Genomic DNA, 13,442 nt, shown 5'->3' with positions numbered 1-13,442 from the left:
AAGCGGCTGCGGGGAAGGCAGCAAAAGCCGCCTTCCCCGTTGTAACCTTAGCTACCCAAAGGTCGCTACATCGCAACTGATTATTTGAGTTCAACAGTTGCGCCTGCGCCTTCGAGCTGTTCTTTAATTTTGTTAGCTTCGTCTTTTGGTGCGCCTTCCTTAACGGCTTTCGGTGCACCTTCAACGAGGTCTTTTGCTTCCTTAAGACCAAGACCCGTGATCGCACGAACCTCTTTAATGACGTTGATTTTCTTTTCGCCAGCAGCGGCAAGAATAACGTCAAATTCGTCTTTTTCTTCAGCAGCAGCGGCGTCGCCACCACCTGCGCCCGGAGCCGCAGCAGCTGCAACCGGTGCCGCAGCAGAAACGCCCCATTTTTCTTCCAGAAGTTTTGCAAGTTCTGCAGCTTCCAGCACTGTCAGGCTGGAAAGATCTTCGGCAATCTTTTCGAGATCGGCCATTGTACTATTCTCCTCAGGTAAACCTAGCGGTTTAGTTTCAATATTAACTGGCTATTACATCTAACCCTGTTCGGCTTTCGCCGCCAGGACACGGGCCAACTGACCAGCAGGAGCTTGTAGGACACCAGCGATTTTCGTCGCAGGCGCCTGCAGCAACCCGACCAGCTTTCCACGAAGTTCGTCCAATGACGGCAGGCTCGCAAGAGACTTGACCCCGGCAGGGTCGAGTTCCGTTGTGCCCATTGCACCGCCAATAACGACAAACTTCTCGTTTCCCTTTGCATAGTCCATAACAACTTTCGGCGCCGCGACGGGATCGCTTGAATAAGCGATGCCCACAGGACCCTTCAGTTTATCGGACAGGGAACTATAGTCCGTGCCATCAAGAGCGAGACGCGCAAGCCGATTTTTAGTCACTTTGAAGCTGGCACCGGCGTCCAGCATCTTTACGCGAAGCTCAGTCATTTGCGCCACAGTGAGACCACTGTATTCAGCGACAACAACCACAGCTGCCTCGTTAAAGACACCATTCAGTTCGGTAACCACCGCTTCTTTTTGCGATCGGTCCACTCGTCGTCTCCAGTCTTTGAAATACCTCAAACTCTTGAAGCATTCCGTTTACACTAGAACCCGGCCACGCCGGATCCGGTTAAACTGTCCCAGGTCCACCTGAATTGCTGACTAGCAGCGAATTATTTAGCTTCCCTGTCTATGCAGGCAACAAATTGCAATTAAATTCCCTTCTCAGAAGATCCGGGAACACCTGCAGTCTTGGACAGACGGACTGGCGAACCAGCCCGACATTTACCGCACCGAAATGCGGCAAATTTGTTAGGCAACGTTAGATTACGTCACCGATTTCAAGTTTCACGCCTGGTCCCATTGTGGAACTCACAGCAATCTTCTTGATAAATGTTCCTTTTGCGCCGCTCGGCTTGGATTTTGCCACTGCGCCCACAAAGGCCTTGATGTTTTCGCTCAAGGCTTCCTTGGTGAAACTCGATTTTCCAAGTCCGGCATGGATGATACCGCTTTTCTCTGCGCGGAATTCAACCTGTCCGCCCTTGGCGGCCTCAACAGCTTCAGCAACATTTGGTGTTACCGTGCCCAGCTTCGGATTTGGCATCAGACCGCGCGGGCCCAAAACTTTACCGAGGCGGCCAACCACAGCCATCATGTCAGGCGTTGCGATGCACCGGTCGAAATTCATTTCACCTGCCTGGATTTTCTCCATCAGGTCTTCCGCCCCGACGAGATCGGCGCCGGCTTTCGTTGCTTCCTCGGCCTTGTCACCACGAGCGAACACGGCGACGCGGACAGATTTACCTGTTCCGTTCGGCAACTGAATCACACCGCGAACCATCTGGTCCGAATGCCGTGGGTCAACTCCGAGGTTCATTGCAATTTCGATAGTTTCATCAAACTTCGATTTCGCGTGCGTTTTAATGATTTCAACAGCCTCGTCAAGCGCGTAAAACTTCTCGCGATCAATAACGTCAGCCGCAGCTTTTTGGTTTTTTGTCAGTTTTACCATGATCTTAACCCACCACTTCCAGGCCCATGGAACGGGCGGAGCCTTTGATAATGTTCATTGCTGCGTCGATATCGTTGGCGTTCAGGTCCACCATCTTCGCTTCCGCAATTTCACGAACCTGCGCTTCGGTCACGGTACCCGCAACTTCCTTACTTGGCGTGCTGCCGCCTTTTTTCAACTTGGCAGCCTTTTTCAGGAAATAAGATGCCGGAGGCGTCTTGGTAATGAAACTGAATGAACGGTCTGCATAAACAGTAATAACTGTTGGAATTGGCATGCCGCCTTCCATACTGCCCGTTGAGGCATTGAAGGCCTTGCAGAATTCCATAATATTCACACCCTGCTGGCCCAATGCCGGTCCGATAGGCGGTGATGGATTTGCCTGTCCCGCCGGGACCTGCAACTTGATATAACCTTTAATCTTCTTTGCCATTATCTTCCCTCTTCAAATTAAGGGGCCGTGGTACGACCATGGCAGGCCTCCCACAACGATCCGCACCATGCGGAAATTACGCTTTAACTTTTTTCAACCTGCGAATAATCAAGTTCAACAGGCGTCGAGCGGCCAAAGATCGATACCGAGACCTTCAGCTTTGCTTTTTCTTCATCTACTTCTTCAACCTGACCCATAAAGGTAGCGAACGGACCATCACTGACCCGAACTTCCTCACCCAGCTCAAACGTAACCGATGGTTTGGGCCGCTCGATCCCTTCCTGAACCTGATTGAGGACTGCCATTGCCTCCTTCTCGGAGATTGGCGTCGGTTTGTTTCCATTGCCCAAGAAACCCGTTACTTTTGGCAGGTTTTTGACCAGATGGTATGTTTCGTCGTTCATTTCCATATGCGCCAGCACATAGCCCGGGAAAAACTTCCGCTCTGCATTAACCTTCTGGCCACGCCGAACTTCTACTACTTCTTCGACCGGGACCAACACCTCTTCAAACAATTCGGCCATGCCCTTGATGATCGCCTGCTCCTTAACGGACTGCGCGACCTTTTTTTCGAAGCCCGAATAGGCATGAATGATATACCAGCGTTTGGCCATGTGATCAGGATCCCAGCGTCATAATTTGTTTGATAACGAACTGAATGCCGGAATCAACCAGGAAAAAGAACATGGAAGCCAGAAAAACCATGACAAATACCATCCCCGTCGTCACGAGCGTTTCCTTGCGGGTCGGCCATGTGACCTTCGAGGCTTCCTGCCGCACCTGGCGGATAAAAGCTCCTGGGTTTACCTTTGCCATAATTCTTCAAAAATCCTTCATCCGGTGAATGACCCGGCGGTATACAAGACTTTTACGTATAGATCAACCAGATTGGCAGGAGAGGAGGGACTCGAACCCACAACCCCCGGTTTTGGAGACCGGTGCTCTACCAATTGAGCTACACTCCTCCGGTCTGAACGGGCAATCCCGAGTCGCCGATTTTTTACGTCCGGCGCCCGGGACTGACCATCAATCTACATGTAAACTTTTCGCCATTTAAAACAAACAGCGGCCACTTTCTTTATTCGGTTACGGATGCGACGACGCCAGCGCCGACGGTACGGCCGCCTTCGCGAATGGCGAAGCGCAGACCTTCATCCATGGCGATCGGAGCAATCAGCTCGACATCCATTGTCACATTGTCACCTGGCATCACCATCTCCGTCCCATCGGGAAGAGACACAACACCCGTCACGTCCGTCGTCCGGAAGTAGAACTGCGGACGATAGTTCGTGAAGAACGGTGTATGACGGCCGCCCTCTTCCTTCGTCAGGATGTAGGCTTCTGCCTTGAACTTCGTATGCGGGGTAATTGATCCCGGATGCGCCAGAACCTGGCCGCGCTCAACATCTTCACGCTTCGTACCACGCAGGAGAACACCCACGTTGTCGCCAGCCTGACCCTGATCCAGAAGCTTGCGGAACATCTCAACGCCCGTACAGGTCGTCTTCGTCGTCGGGCGAATGCCGACAATCTCGATTTCCTCACCAACCTTCACAATGCCGCTTTCAACACGACCGGTCACAACCGTACCACGACCCGAGATCGAGAACACATCCTCAATCGGCATCAGGAATGGCTTGTCAATCTCACGTTCCGGCTGCGGGATAGACGCGTCAACCGCTTCCATCAGCTTCAGGATCGCTTCCTTGCCGATTTCGTCATCCCGGCCTTCAAGAGCGGCAAGTGCAGAACCGCCAATGATCGGAATATCGTCGCCCGGGAAATCATACTCGGACAGAAGCTCGCGGATTTCCATTTCAACAAGTTCGATCAGCTCTTCATCATCGACAAGGTCAACCTTGTTCATGAAGACGACAAGCGCCGGAACACCAACCTGACGGGCCAGCAGGATATGCTCGCGTGTCTGGGGCATCGGGCCGTCGTTTGCAGACACAACCAGAATAGCGCCGTCCATCTGCGCCGCACCCGTGATCATGTTCTTCACATAGTCAGCATGGCCCGGGCAATCCACATGCGCATAGTGACGGTTCGCCGTCTCATATTCAACATGGGCTGTCGAAATCGTAATACCGCGCGCCTTCTCTTCCGGCGCCTTGTCAATTTCGTCAAACGCAAACGCAGCACCCCCGCTCTGCTCTGCCAGAACTTTCGTAATCGCCGCCGTCAGCGTCGTCTTACCATGGTCAACATGACCAATCGTTCCAATGTTTACATGCGGTTTACTACGATCAAATTTCTCTTTGGCCATTTTCCGTCGTCCCGAAGCAATAAATTACACAGCCCAAAAACACCGAATGTCAGTCATTCGGCATCATCAATTCCATGGCCTATTTATAATGCGCTGACCAGCGCTTGGAGCGGGTGAAGGGAATCGAACCCTCGTATTCAGCTTGGAAGGCTGCTGCTCTACCATTGAGCTACACCCGCCTTGTTCGCATCAGTCGATGCCAGCTCCGTGACACCTTGTATATCAGCACGCACATGGTGGAGGGAGTTGGATTTGAACCAACGTAGGCATAGCCAACGGATTTACAGTCCGTCCCTTTTAACCACTCAGGCACCCCTCCGCACATGCATTAGGCCTCCGGCTTACACCAAAGGTGACCGGCACTATCGAAAATTCCCGAGCAAAGTCAACCGAAAAAGAGCAAATCATATCGATTTGTACATTTTTTTTCGGCCCACTCGAAAATGCTGACTTGTTGCATGATACGAAGCACAATATAAGCATCGCCATGATGAGAAGCAAGTCGGCAAATATCCGGGGACGCAAACCCCGCAGGGACGCGGAGAATTCCGCGAAAAAGGCATCGCACGGGCGCCACGGCGGAAAATCAGCCGCGGTATCTGATGGCTGGCTTTATGGCGACCATGCAGTTGTCGCCGCCCTCGCCAATCCGGCGCGTAAATTCCGCCGCCTTGTTCTGACAAAAAACAAGTTTGAGGCGCTGAGCGAGGACACGAAAGGCCGGATCGAAGAACAGCTCGCTCCGGAATTTGTCGATAAGGACGCCATTACGCGTCTCCTCCCTGAAAATGCCATTCATCAGGGGATTGCTCTCCTCCCCGCACCGCTTCCCGATCACGCGATAGAAGACCTGCTCGATAATCCGGACAAAGATGTTCAGGTGGTCGCTGTGCTGGATCAAGTGACTGATCCGCAAAATGTCGGTGCTATTTTGCGTTCGGCCGCGGCCTTTAATGTTGCGGCGGTTATCATGCCCGACCGCCATTCTCCGCCCATCACCGGCGTGCTCGCAAAAGCTGCCTCTGGCGCAGTGGAGACCGTTCCGATTATTCGGGTCGGCAACCTGTCGCGGGCGCTTGACCAGCTGGCGGAACGAGGCTTTTGGCGAATCGGCCTTGATGGTCAGGCAGAACAGGAATTGTCCCAAGCTGTGGCCACGCTTAAAAAGGTTGCCATCGTACTTGGAGCCGAAGGAAAAGGCCTTCGTCAACTGACAACGCAGAAATGCGATTTGCTCGCCAAATTGCCGATTAGCCCGAAAGTGGAAAGCCTGAATGTCTCCAACGCAGCGGCCATTACTTTCTATGAACTTGCCCGGCCCACGGATTAACGAGTTTATTTATTGCGATGAGCCATAACGATTTGGCGGCAATGTATCCTACAAAATTATGCAGTCAGAACTCTTATTGACAATTGGTGCTTTGTTATTTTGCGAAAAATATACTTCAGCAGCTTTTAGGTCAGATATTTTTTTGGCAGCAGCCTTATTCTCCCGCAATACAAAAACGATGGAGGGCGCCGTATCGGAATCAAATTCATCCTCCTCCAAATGAAAAAAGCGAAAGGTATCATTGAGGTTTTCTATAGTTTGAAAATATGCCTTATCTATCAATTTTTTGACGTAACTCGCGACGACTTCTTCAAACGCTATACCCACATCCTTTGCCCTGAACTGCCCATATGCAGATGACGGTACCTCATACTGTCGACCATCGGCATGAATGATTCCCGGGGGATGCCCTGGGTATGAAATCACATGGGATAGACCAGAGAAAATTACGTTATTTTTACCTAGTTTTTTACATAGAAAATTTAAATCAGATGCATAACCAAAATGCACTATTGGAAGATTTGTTGAGATCTTTTTATCGCTTTGACTCTCTTCCACATTGTCATCACCAATATTGGGACGGCCACCGATCAGATGTGCTTGGCCGCCACCGGAATAGACCAAATTTGCGATTTCCGCGGAAATATCAGATAATATAGCGATATCTGATTTCGCTTCTTTCTTACATCCACCAAGAAGAAGCTTTCGCTCCTTAGACGGCATTAGACACCGTGCTAGCGTCGAGTTTTCACAGAATTTCCTTTTGTTTGTACTCTGCTGATAGCCCAGAAGCTCCGTTTGGAGATTCTTGCTGAACCTGCTCTTATATTTGGATGGTAGCGGGCTCTCCAAGATCAGATGTAGGTTATTGGGCTGATCGCAACAGATTTGGTATAAAAGGAACAAGTCATCGACAATTTCATGATGATCCCCAACCCAAATGGAATCATGCTTTACCGCGTTTAAAAGGGACATTGCTGCCGCAGATACTTTTTTAATTTCTACCTCCTTTAAAAACCCACCAGACTTCCTGCGGACGCGTGCCTCACAAACAACCGCAGGCAATCTGTAAAATGGGAGAGATTAATAGGTCCTGAAGCAAATATATGTGACGCAATCAACGAATTACAATCCATAGTTTTATATTATTATTTTAATTTATGTTATGGTTGATTTATTCAACAAATGAGCGAGAAATCAATCTCTTACAACGCGGCCAATTAATGTCGCTGAAAACATACGAAAAATTCTGGACAGGCCGAGAGTTGCGCTATATAAGCTGGCTCCCAGTGGAAGGTTGAGACATCACTCAAAGCTGACACAATATTTTGCCGCTATAGCTCAGCTGGTAGAGCAGTTGATTTGTAATCATCAGGTCCCGCGTTCGAATCGTGGTGGCGGCACCACATAAGCCCTTGGAAACAAACCGTTTTCGAGGGCTTATCTGTTTTAAACCCCTTCCCTTTTCCCATTAGGTACAAATTTGGCGCGGAATAATCCTCGATCCTAGCAGGGCCCATGATAGGTTGGGGATCAACGCCAAAAGAGAACCTGCTTTAGCAGCAATTTTGAAAACGACAGGGGCAGTACAGGAACGAACAGTATCGAACTATCTATTCGGCTTCACTATTCCGTTATTATGAACCGTGTTGCAGAGTAGCCCTAATTTCTCTTGATACTAATTAACCAGACCAGGCACTTATTCGGAAAATTGAACGATCTTCCAGTAACCTTGCAATAGGTTGACAACATTCGAAAAGTTATCGCCAGCCTCTTCCTTTACAAAGTAACCCGCTACATTTTTAGTGTAGCTAGCCTGTATATCTTTTTCATCGCGGGAAGTCGTCAGCACAAAGACAATCGTGTTGGCTAGCTTCGGGTCACTTCTGAGCTCTTCCAGGAACGCCAAGCCATTCATGCGTGGCATTTGAATGTCCAATAGGACTACATACGGGTGGGCAACAGCTCCCCCCTTCAACATCTCCAGCCCCTCTACCCCGTCATGCGCACGGACTATAGGATTGGCGATACGATGCTTCTCAAAACTACGCTCAATTGTCTGCGCATCTACGTCGTCATCTTCAATCAAAAGTAACGTTACGTCTTCGGATACGCCCTTCATCAAAACCTCTCAAAGTATTTCTGATTAATCCTGCGTGATAGTGTCAAACTGTGTATTGAAAGGCCAACGAATAATAACACAAGTTCCTGTTACCCGACCTTTTTCAATCTCCAGGCTGCCGCCATGATGTTCAATAATTTTTTTGACCATTGCCAACCCCATACCGCTCCCTTCAACCTGATCTCGCGGACGCAGGGTTGAGAACATTTCGAGTGCTTTGACGTGCAAGTTATCTGGAATTCCTGGCCCATCATCCGAAACACGGAACAAGTATTCAGTTAAATTTTTCTCACATTCAATTGTTATCCGCCCCTTTTTCGAAGAGTGATGCTTTATTGAATTTGTAATCAGATTTCTGAGTACAATTTCAAAGGCCCGCCTCTGGATCACCAAGTTACAGTCAGTTATCTCACATGAAAAATCGGCTGCATGACCAAGAAGAAACATTATATCGTCGACTGTTTTCTTCAGAGAAATATTCTCTGTGTCATAAGCAAATCGATTTACCCGTGAATAATCGAGAAGATCATTGAGAAGTGTCATTGACCTAGCGCATCTTGCCTTGAGTAATTCGATATGCTTTTTGGATTTATCAGGAAGGATATCCTTACAGTCCTCCTCAATCCAGCTGATGATCTGCTTAATTGAATTCAGCGGCGCCTTCAAATCATGCGAGGCGACATAAGAGAATTGCTCCAGATCCTCATTTGATCGCTCCAAACGCGCTGACTTATCCTTCAACTCGCGCGTCATGCGTTCCGCATAACTCAATGCCATTCTATTCGCCCTTGTCATGAAGAGGAACAAAGCCAGCAGAAAGCCGTCTACAGTAAGGCCGCCTATGAGAATCCAATATGGTTGGTCACTTGATACTTCTTTTTGAAAGCGGGCTGTAGAGTGAGAGGAAAAAGTCCAGACCCGACCATACATCACGACATCTTGCACGTTAGAAAAATCGGACGGTTCGCTGTCATCAAGATCAACAAACTCATCTTCATAAAGCAAATTATTGCCGTCCGTTATTTCGATATGAATTTGTCTTTTTTGCCGCGACAGTGTTCCTTGCATGAGATTTCTCATGATGAACGGCGCATAAGTCACGCCAACTATTTTGTCACGCCTATCGGCGATGGTTTGCGGCTTTACACCCTTTTCATAAAAGGGCGCATACAACAGAAAGCCGGGCGTCCTTTTATCATCTTGTACCAACGATATAGGCCCGGTCACCTGCGCAATACCAGTGTCTCGAGATTTTATGACGGCCGCATACCGATTTGCTTCAAAGGTCATATCAAGACCGATAGCCTTGTTATTTAGGCCTGGAGGCTCAATATAAGTGATCGGCCAGTATTCAGGAAGGTTATGTTTAGGGTGAATACGAAAGCCCGGGCGATCTTCTCTTTGTGTTTTAAGAAAATCAATCATCTGGTCAGGCTTGATTTGAAATATAACGCCCATCCCGTTGATGCCTGGATAGACCTTATCAATTCGCAGGCTGTTAGCATAAGACCGCCATTGAGAGTAGGATATGTCCCCATTTTTAGAATCAATAAGAGCAACGCCCCCCCAAAGCGCATTCTCATATAGATGCATTCTCTCTTTTACGAGTTCAATAACTTGATCAGCCTGACGATTAAATTTTTCGAGGTTTCGTGTTGTTACTTGGACAACCGAGTAGTACCAGGCGCCGAAAGTAACCACGATTGAAAGGGCCACAATAAGCCAGTGGATCCAATGCATTTTTCCTGCATTAACGAGTTTTCTTTTTTCCGAAGCTCCCAATTCATCTGCATTACTCATTGCAAATCATTTCATGACGCATATCGGAGTTTTTGAGGAGGTAGGAGCTAAAATCAGGCGCATCCATTGCCTTTGAAAAGTAAAAGCCCTGCATACGTTCAAATTTTAACTTCTGACAGAAATGTTTTTGTGCCTTTGTTTCTATGCCCTCAACAACCGTTTTTATGTTCAAAACATCTGCTAACGCATTGATTGATTTTAAGAACATAGCAGCACTATCATTATCATCCTCAACATTTTGAACAAAGGATCGATCGATTTTCAGTATATTGAAAGGGTGTTTTTGCAAATATGAAAGCGAGGAGTGCCCAATCCCAAAATCATCCAAAGAGAGCTTTACGCCCAAGCGGGAAAGGTCCTGTAGAACAGACGCCGCCGTTTCCGAGTTTTCAATTAATGAGCTCTCAGTGACCTCTAACTCAAGGTTTTCAGGCCGCATACTATACTTGGCAAGAACCAACTTTGTATGATCGACAAATCGACTATCATCTAATTGAAGGGCCGACAAATTTACGGTTATTGCAAATGAGGGCTCTAGCTCGGGATGGGTAGCCTTCCATTCAGCATATTGAGCGCAGACAGTGTCAAGAATCCAATAACCAATTTTCCCAATCTCGCCAGTATCCTCCGCAATCGATAGGAAAGCATTTGGAAGAAGCAGCCCCCGCGTCGGGTGCCTCCATCTTACAAGTGCTTCTGCGCCTACAGTTTTCTCTGTCTCAACGTCAATCAGCGGCTGATAAAAGACTTCGATTTCTTTATTTTCTATTGCGCGGAACAATTCTTGCTCTAATTCCTGCCTTTTCATATTTTCATGGTGAACATCTTTTGAATAGAACTGAGCCTGATTTCGGCCCTTTTCCTTGGCCCGATACATAGCAATATCAGCACATTTCATAAGCTGAATTTTATCTTGGCCGCACTCAGGATAACTTGCGATTCCGATGCTCGTAGAAATGTTTAATTCTGTTCCCTCAATTTCAAAGGGCTCAGAAAGGGCGTCGATGATCCGTTGAGAAATAATCCGTAACTGTGACGTATCGTCCAAATGGTGGACGAGAATAGCAAACTCGTCACCACCTAGACGACATATCAAATCACCGCTCCGAACCGGTCCTTTAAGACGGTTAGCAACTTCAATCAATAGTTTGTCACCAACGGCATGACCGAGTGTATCATTGACATTCTTAAACTTATCCAGATCCAGCATAAGAAGCGCCAACCCCTCACCGTATCGAATGGCTCTGGCAATCGCCTCTTCAAGCTGTGTTTCAAAAATATACCTGTTCGCCAAGCCTGTCAGGGTGTCCCGTTCGGCCAGAAGGCGGAGTTGCTCTCCAATCCTGCTACGTTCTTTTGCATGCAGGAGAGCCCGGATTAATCTGGATGTCGTCACTTCACTTTTTAGAATGAAATCCTGCGCTCCAGCTTCGATACATTCTATTGCTATGTTGTCATCTTCCTGATTACTCAACATAACAACCGCAACATCCTGTTGATGGGAGCTTGTAAATACTTTCAGAAGTTCCAACCCTGACATCGATGGCAGTTGGTAATCTAGCAGTATGATGTCAAAATTGCCGTTCTTCTGATAGGCAAGCCCTTCTTCTACTGATCTAGCTTCCGTGACATTCAGTACGTATCCAGAACGTTCAAGCGCACGCGTTGTGTTCATTCTGTCTATGTCATCATCATCGATCATAAGCAGGTTCATAAAAGTTTTTCCTACACCTGAAAACTTGCATTTTCTCAAAATACTTGGTTAAATATTTTTAAGTATATTTATTTAACAAAATATTACCTTATGAATATTTCTGAATTCAAAATTAAAATATGTGTATTTAAGTAGAGCCAATAATATTTATCATGCTATTATTGATTGCAGTCTGGCGACATGTTTCCCGTTTCGCTAAATCGGCGCACCGCCAATTAAGTGATTTAACGACAAGGGCTTAACCACGGAGCGTCAAAAGAAGTAGACGTGAAAAGATTGTCCCCGACGGTGATTTCATATTGATATGATCAGGCAGAATTCTTTTTATTCTTCGGCAGGCCGCCCACAGCTTTAACGACAAAGCATGTCCACCTGGCAAGAAGATTGCCGGTTTTAGGCCACAGATCGGCATATCCGTTTATTGGATTACTGAATACCTCTCCGCCTTTAGCCCTTTTCGCTCAGGCGACAATAGCATCCGGTACAAACGCGGAAGTAGCATCGAACTTTTGTCCAGCACGCAAGCAAAACGCCGGCCTGATGAGTTGTTCTGCCACCACGCTTTCACCACTGTTATCGGATAGCTTGAAACGCCCGGTTTCAATTTTAAGGACAGAGATATCCGCTTCGCGCCCGACCGCAATGCTGCCAATCTCGTCCTCCATCCGCAATAGCTTCGCTGGATTGCAGGTGACCATTTCAATGACTTGTTCCAGCGGTACGCCGAGATGCAAGAGTTCCGACATGGCAATGGTCAGGTTAAACGGAGCAACGCCAGAAAAGGGGTTTGCTGCGCGTTCAGACGTATCCGTCGCGTCAGGAATTGTGACATTATAGCCATGCATATCCGCCCCGAGTGTAAACGGCATAATCCCCGCCTCCAGAATTCGCCGCGCAACGTCAAAACTAAAATGAGAGCCATGCCCGACATCAACCAGAATCTGCTTCTGTCTTACGGCTTCCAGCAATATAGGGTGAATCTCTCCTTCATCGGAAACAAAGCCACCAGGGTGCCGCGTGAATGGATGCGCGAGCACATCCCCCTCCTTCATGATTGGCAGCAACTCGCGAATGAGTTCGTCCGATGACGGAATAGGCGCACTGCTGCTCGTTGGCCATAACTGACCTAGATGAATATAGAGCGGGAGGTTCGTCGCCGTCGCGATTTCCTGCCCGATCTTGATGACATCCATTCCCCAACGCGACTGTCCGCCAATCTCCGCATGCGCCTTGATGCCTTTGACCAAATCTAGATTATCTTTTGCAACCGCAATTGTATGATCTGCGTTCACGCCATTGGGTCCGTAGAGTTCCGGGTACAAATGCCCTTCCAGCCCACCGACAAGATAGGCCGAAATAAAGGCAAGCACGCGGCTGGCCGACGGCTTCGAGATAAAGTTCCGGAAGCCGCCAATCGTCATGCAGCTCGGGCCGCCCTGATCAACCAATGTTGTCACACCGGAATAAACGCCGACGAGATCAGGTGATAATCCGAATTTACCAGTCACATGTTCATACACATGCGCGTGGGTATCGATCATTCCGGGAATGACATGATGGCCCGACACATCGATCCGTTCAATCGCTTCGACTGATTTGAGACTGTCACTCACTGCAGTGATGACACCATCCTGAACCCCGATATCGTATTTCCCGTTCAACCCTGTTGCAGGATCAATCAATGTTCCGTTTTCCAACACAACATCAAGAGGTTTCAAATTGCTCATCGTCGACTTCCTTTATCATTTTGACAGGCTTTAGAACAAATATATCCCGCAG

At 48.1% G+C, this 13,442-nt stretch carries 13 protein-coding genes and 4 tRNA genes; 2 read left to right on the top strand and 15 right to left on the bottom strand.

Annotated features, from left to right (window positions below; all coding sequences use genetic code 11):
- Positions 1 to 80: 80 nt before the first annotated feature.
- The 10 genes from rplL to LKE13_RS07235 all read right to left on the bottom strand — a co-directional run bounded on the left by rplL (position 81) and on the right by LKE13_RS07235 (position 5,016).
- Positions 81 to 461, bottom strand: coding sequence for a 50S ribosomal protein L7/L12 (rplL, locus tag LKE13_RS07280; RefSeq protein WP_227949715.1), 381 nt, complete (start codon positions 459 to 461; stop codon positions 81 to 83).
- A gap of 60 nt (positions 462 to 521) precedes the next feature.
- Positions 522 to 1,031 carry a 50S ribosomal protein L10 gene (gene rplJ / locus LKE13_RS07275; RefSeq protein ID WP_227949713.1) on the bottom strand — a complete coding sequence of 170 codons (510 nt, stop codon included), beginning with the start codon at positions 1,029 to 1,031 and terminating at the stop codon, positions 522 to 524.
- Between the two features lie 271 nt (positions 1,032 to 1,302).
- Positions 1,303 to 1,995 carry a 50S ribosomal protein L1 gene (gene rplA, locus LKE13_RS07270; protein ID WP_227949710.1) on the bottom strand — a complete coding sequence of 231 codons (693 nt, stop codon included), beginning with the start codon at positions 1,993 to 1,995 and terminating at the stop codon, positions 1,303 to 1,305.
- Positions 1,996 to 1,999: 4 nt separating this feature from the next.
- The gene (gene rplK / locus LKE13_RS07265) at positions 2,000 to 2,428 is read right to left on the bottom strand and encodes a 50S ribosomal protein L11 (protein WP_227949708.1); all 429 of its coding nucleotides are present in this window, start codon (positions 2,426 to 2,428) and stop codon (positions 2,000 to 2,002) included.
- Between the two features lie 83 nt (positions 2,429 to 2,511).
- Positions 2,512 to 3,042, bottom strand: a complete 531-nt coding sequence (nusG, locus tag LKE13_RS07260; RefSeq protein ID WP_227949705.1) for a transcription termination/antitermination protein NusG — start codon at positions 3,040 to 3,042, stop codon at positions 2,512 to 2,514.
- 4 nt (positions 3,043 to 3,046) lie between these two features.
- Positions 3,047 to 3,244 (bottom strand): preprotein translocase subunit SecE, encoded by a 198-nt coding sequence (gene secE, locus LKE13_RS07255; protein ID WP_227949703.1) that lies wholly within the window; start codon positions 3,242 to 3,244, stop codon positions 3,047 to 3,049.
- A 73-nt stretch (positions 3,245 to 3,317) separates the two neighbouring features.
- A tRNA-Trp gene (locus tag LKE13_RS07250) sits at positions 3,318 to 3,393 on the bottom strand.
- A gap of 113 nt (positions 3,394 to 3,506) precedes the next feature.
- A complete protein-coding gene (gene tuf / locus LKE13_RS07245) occupies positions 3,507 to 4,697 on the bottom strand; it encodes an elongation factor Tu (protein WP_227949701.1) in 1,191 nt (396 codons plus the stop codon).
- A gap of 105 nt (positions 4,698 to 4,802) precedes the next feature.
- A tRNA-Gly gene (locus LKE13_RS07240) sits at positions 4,803 to 4,876 on the bottom strand.
- Between the two features lie 55 nt (positions 4,877 to 4,931).
- A tRNA-Tyr gene (locus LKE13_RS07235) sits at positions 4,932 to 5,016 on the bottom strand.
- 171 nt (positions 5,017 to 5,187) lie between these two features.
- Between LKE13_RS07235 and rlmB the strand changes: the two genes are divergently transcribed.
- Positions 5,188 to 6,027 (top strand): 23S rRNA (guanosine(2251)-2'-O)-methyltransferase RlmB, encoded by an 840-nt coding sequence (rlmB, locus tag LKE13_RS07230; RefSeq protein ID WP_415776515.1) that lies wholly within the window; start codon positions 5,188 to 5,190, stop codon positions 6,025 to 6,027.
- 48 nt (positions 6,028 to 6,075) lie between these two features.
- Here rlmB and LKE13_RS07225 read toward each other — a convergent pair whose 3' ends face one another.
- Positions 6,076 to 6,750, bottom strand: a complete 675-nt coding sequence (locus LKE13_RS07225) for a hypothetical protein (RefSeq protein WP_227949697.1) — start codon at positions 6,748 to 6,750, stop codon at positions 6,076 to 6,078.
- A gap of 607 nt (positions 6,751 to 7,357) precedes the next feature.
- Here LKE13_RS07225 and LKE13_RS07220 point away from each other — a divergent pair.
- Positions 7,358 to 7,433 (top strand) — tRNA-Thr (locus LKE13_RS07220).
- A 293-nt stretch (positions 7,434 to 7,726) separates the two neighbouring features.
- Here the strand turns inward: LKE13_RS07220 and LKE13_RS07215 are convergent.
- The 4 genes from LKE13_RS07215 to LKE13_RS07200 form a co-directional block, all read right to left on the bottom strand.
- Complete coding sequence (locus LKE13_RS07215; RefSeq protein WP_227949695.1) at positions 7,727 to 8,149, bottom strand: response regulator; 423 nt, start codon at positions 8,147 to 8,149, stop codon at positions 7,727 to 7,729.
- A gap of 24 nt (positions 8,150 to 8,173) precedes the next feature.
- Complete coding sequence (locus LKE13_RS07210) at positions 8,174 to 9,949, bottom strand: CHASE domain-containing protein (RefSeq protein ID WP_227949693.1); 1,776 nt, start codon at positions 9,947 to 9,949, stop codon at positions 8,174 to 8,176.
- Positions 9,942 to 11,663 carry a GGDEF domain-containing response regulator gene (locus LKE13_RS07205; protein ID WP_227949691.1) on the bottom strand — a complete coding sequence of 574 codons (1,722 nt, stop codon included), beginning with the start codon at positions 11,661 to 11,663 and terminating at the stop codon, positions 9,942 to 9,944. The genes LKE13_RS07210 and LKE13_RS07205 overlap by 8 nt, the downstream gene beginning before the upstream one ends.
- Positions 11,664 to 12,124: 461 nt before the next feature.
- Complete coding sequence (locus tag LKE13_RS07200) at positions 12,125 to 13,390, bottom strand: amidohydrolase/deacetylase family metallohydrolase (protein WP_227949690.1); 1,266 nt, start codon at positions 13,388 to 13,390, stop codon at positions 12,125 to 12,127.
- Positions 13,391 to 13,442: the final 52 nt, after the last annotated feature.

Source organism: Sneathiella sp. HT1-7, from assembly GCF_020731145.1.
GTDB lineage: Bacteria > Pseudomonadota > Alphaproteobacteria > Sneathiellales > Sneathiellaceae > Sneathiella.
The sequence above is the reverse complement of the archived record's forward strand: the minus strand, read 5'-3'. Positions and strand labels throughout refer to the sequence as shown.

Coding starts and splice junctions, on each gene's coding strand:
- rplL (WP_227949715.1), bottom strand. CDS start 461: ATGGCCGATCTCGAAAAGATTGCCGAAGATCTTTCCAGCCTGACAGTG.
- rplA (WP_227949710.1), bottom strand. CDS start 1,995: ATGGTAAAACTGACAAAAAACCAAAAAGCTGCGGCTGACGTTATTGAT.
- rplK (WP_227949708.1), bottom strand. CDS start 2,428: ATGGCAAAGAAGATTAAAGGTTATATCAAGTTGCAGGTCCCGGCGGGA.
- nusG (WP_227949705.1), bottom strand. CDS start 3,042: ATGGCCAAACGCTGGTATATCATTCATGCCTATTCGGGCTTCGAAAAA.
- secE (WP_227949703.1), bottom strand. CDS start 3,244: ATGGCAAAGGTAAACCCAGGAGCTTTTATCCGCCAGGTGCGGCAGGAA.
- tuf (WP_227949701.1), bottom strand. CDS start 4,697: ATGGCCAAAGAGAAATTTGATCGTAGTAAACCGCATGTAAACATTGGA.
- rlmB (WP_415776515.1), top strand. CDS start 5,188: ATGAGAAGCAAGTCGGCAAATATCCGGGGACGCAAACCCCGCAGGGAC.
- LKE13_RS07225 (WP_227949697.1), bottom strand. CDS start 6,750: ATGCCGTCTAAGGAGCGAAAGCTTCTTCTTGGTGGATGTAAGAAAGAA.
- LKE13_RS07215 (WP_227949695.1), bottom strand. CDS start 8,149: ATGAAGGGCGTATCCGAAGACGTAACGTTACTTTTGATTGAAGATGAC.
- LKE13_RS07210 (WP_227949693.1), bottom strand. CDS start 9,949: ATGAGTAATGCAGATGAATTGGGAGCTTCGGAAAAAAGAAAACTCGTT.
- LKE13_RS07205 (WP_227949691.1), bottom strand. CDS start 11,663: ATGAACCTGCTTATGATCGATGATGATGACATAGACAGAATGAACACA.
- LKE13_RS07200 (WP_227949690.1), bottom strand. CDS start 13,390: ATGAGCAATTTGAAACCTCTTGATGTTGTGTTGGAAAACGGAACATTG.